The 2575-nt window shown below is 74.2% G+C and carries 2 protein-coding genes and 1 pseudogene; 1 reads left to right on the plus strand and 2 read right to left on the minus strand.

Annotation, left to right across the window (positions count from 1 at the left end; genetic code table 11):
- Positions 1–107: pseudogene (locus ENN83_RS17075) on the plus strand (IS630 family transposase); the annotation flags it as partial.
- Positions 108–133: 26 nt separating this feature from the next.
- Here the strand turns inward: ENN83_RS17075 and ENN83_RS00005 are convergent.
- Together ENN83_RS00005 and ENN83_RS00010 are read right to left on the minus strand one after the other, a co-directional pair.
- Entirely contained in the window at positions 134–478 is a 345-nt protein-coding gene (locus tag ENN83_RS00005; RefSeq protein WP_287182575.1) for a DUF2794 domain-containing protein, read from the minus strand.
- A 372-nt stretch (positions 479–850) separates the two neighbouring features.
- Positions 851–2494, minus strand: a complete 1644-nt coding sequence (locus tag ENN83_RS00010; protein ID WP_287182576.1) for a Y-family DNA polymerase — start codon at positions 2492–2494, stop codon at positions 851–853.
- Positions 2495–2575 lie beyond the last annotated feature (81 nt).

The following is a 2575-nucleotide window of genomic DNA, read 5'->3' on the forward strand; positions in this document are numbered from 1 at the left end:
CGCGGTCGAGAGACACGCTCTGGCGCTCGGTCGGAACAATCCTCAACCGCTTCACCCCCGATGAGTGCGCCAACTACCTCAAGGACGCAGGCTATGCTTCCGTGTAAACCTGAAACGCTCTAGTCGACAGCCCCTATCCGACCGGGCGGATCAGCGCCTTGTCCAGCACGCGCAGCACCTGTTTCAGGTCAGGACCGCGCTTCAGGATGCGCCCGTCCATCCCGGTCACCGCATAGATCCCCTGGCGGGCGCGCAGGCGCGGGCGCTTCTCGATGCGGTAAAGCGGGTGCTCGGCGGTGCGGCGAAACACGGAAAAGACCGCCGCCTCGCGCAGCGACGAGATGGCATAATCGCGCCACTCCCCCGCGGCGACCATCCGGCCGTAAAGCGCAAGGATCACTCCCAGCTCGGCCCGGTCGAAGCTGATCTGCTCGGGCGGGCCGACGTGGACGAACGGGGGCGGTGTCACGACGTTCATCCGCCCAGCGTGCCGCCGCCGCGTCGTCAAATCAAGTCCCGCCCGGATCGCGCCCCGAAATTACCTTGCGATGGTCGCGCGCAGTCCGCGATGCCGCCCGGATTTGCGGGAATATTGTCTTCATAGCGAAGACGCTACCCCGGTGCCGCGGTTCAACAGCCCCCACCCAGCCTGTGGCACCGGGGACTTTCGCTCTCCCCCCCCGACGGCAATGACCCCGCGCGTTTTCGCGCATCTGCGGGATCCATGGTGCAACCGGCGCAGGGCCCGGCCCCGGCCGCGCTGCTTCTTCTGGCCGGAAATATCCCGGGGGAGTCGCCGGTGCCGCTTGCGGCAGCGGCGGCGGGGGCAGCGCCCCCTTGCCCCGCGCGCTCAGGCGAACTGGCCCTGGCAGAACCAGCCCGACGACATCTCGCCGCCATGGGCGTAGTAAAGCCACAGCCGCAGCCCCTCGGCGGTATCGACCCGCCAGTAATCCCGCGGCCCGGACCGCCAGGCGGGATCGTCCAGCCACCATTCCGGCGCGATCCGCTCGGGGCCGGTGGCCCCCAGACTCGCGAAATCGCGCCGCCGCCAGCGGAACCGGTCCGGGGGCGCGGGCCGGTCGGGGGCGGTGACCGGCTCGGGCGGGAACAGCAGCAGCGGCCGGGGCCGGGTGCGGGCGGGCCAGTCGGCGACCGGTTCGGACCAGGCGGCGGCCAGCACCTGCCAGCCCTTTTCGGGGATATGGCTTTCGGCCGGGGCGACCCGGGTCAGCGCGTCCAGCCCCACCCGCGCCCCGATCCGCCCGATCAGGTCCGCCAGCGCCGTCCCGGCGCCGCCGCGGGCCAGCGCGTCGCGGGCGGCCTCGGCATGGCCGGCATGCTGGCGGGCATGGACGGGCTCGGTCACGGGGGCTTCGAGCCGCAGCCGGTCGATGCCCGGCCCGGCCTCCAGCGCCCCCAGTTTCAGCGCCAGCAACGGCCGGATCCGCTCGGGTCGGGCAACGGCCTGGGCAAGGCCCAGCTCCACCGTCTCGACCCCGTGATCGCAGCGCAAGGCCTGGAGCCGCACCCGCCGCGCGCCGCGGCCTGCCTTGGCCAGCCGGGCGCAGAGCGCGGGCAGCAGCCGGTCGATCCCGGCCAGGATGTCGGCCTCCAGCCCGATCGGGTCGGGCAGGGTCAGGCGCACCGCGAAACGGGGGGCGGGGCGCAGCGGCGAGACGGGTTCGGCCTCGATCCCCAGCGCCTGGTCGATCCGGCGCGGCAGGTCGCGGCCGAACCGGCGGACCAGCGGCGCGCGCGGCAGGCCCAGCACGTCGCCGATCTGGCGCAGACCCAGCCGGGCCAGTCCCTCGACCATGTCGGGGGGCAGGCGCAGCGCGGCCAGGGGGAGCGGCGCGAGCGCGGCGCGGGTCTGGCCGGGCGGCGCGATTTGCGGCGGCGGGGCGCCTTGCGGCAGGTCGGGGCGGCGCTGCCAGACGGCGCGTTTTGCGGCGCGCGCGCGGGTGGCGCGGGCTTCCTGCGCGATGGCGTCGCCCGAGCGGTGCGGCGCGGCCTGCACGCCGGCAAAGCGCGCGAGCGCCCAGGCCGCGCCGCGGGTATCGGCCAGCCCGGCGCGCAGGCTCAGCCCCAGATCCCCGCAGTCGGTGCGCAGCGCGTCGATCATCCCCTCCTCGCCGCCGAACAGATGGGCGCAGCCGGTGATGTCGAGGACCAGCCCCTCGGGCGGCTCGGCCGCGACCCAGGGCGAGAACCGCCCGGCCCAGCGTGCCAGCCCGTCCAGAAAGGCCGCCTCGCCCGGCGGGTCGGCGGGCCGGGTGATCAGCCCCGAACAGATCGCCAGCGCGTCTCGCAGCGGCTGGCCGCGCCGCAGCCCCGCGGCTTCGGCCTCGGCATTCAGCGAGGCGAGGATCTGTGCCCCCCCGGTTTCGGCGACCACCGCCAGCGGCCCGGGCGGCAGCCCGTGCCAGCGGCGCAGCGCGCGTTCGGCGGCAAGCCGCGGAAACCAGAGCGACAGGATACGGCGGGCGGGCATGGCGGCGGCAAGTGTTCGCTATATGTTCCATATTAGGCCGCCCCCGGCCCGGAGTCGAGTCCACCCGCCCCGCTTGCAAGC

Source organism: Rhodovulum sp. (assembly GCF_011048875.1).
GTDB classification, from domain to species: domain Bacteria; phylum Pseudomonadota; class Alphaproteobacteria; order Rhodobacterales; family Rhodobacteraceae; genus Rhodovulum; species Rhodovulum tesquicola.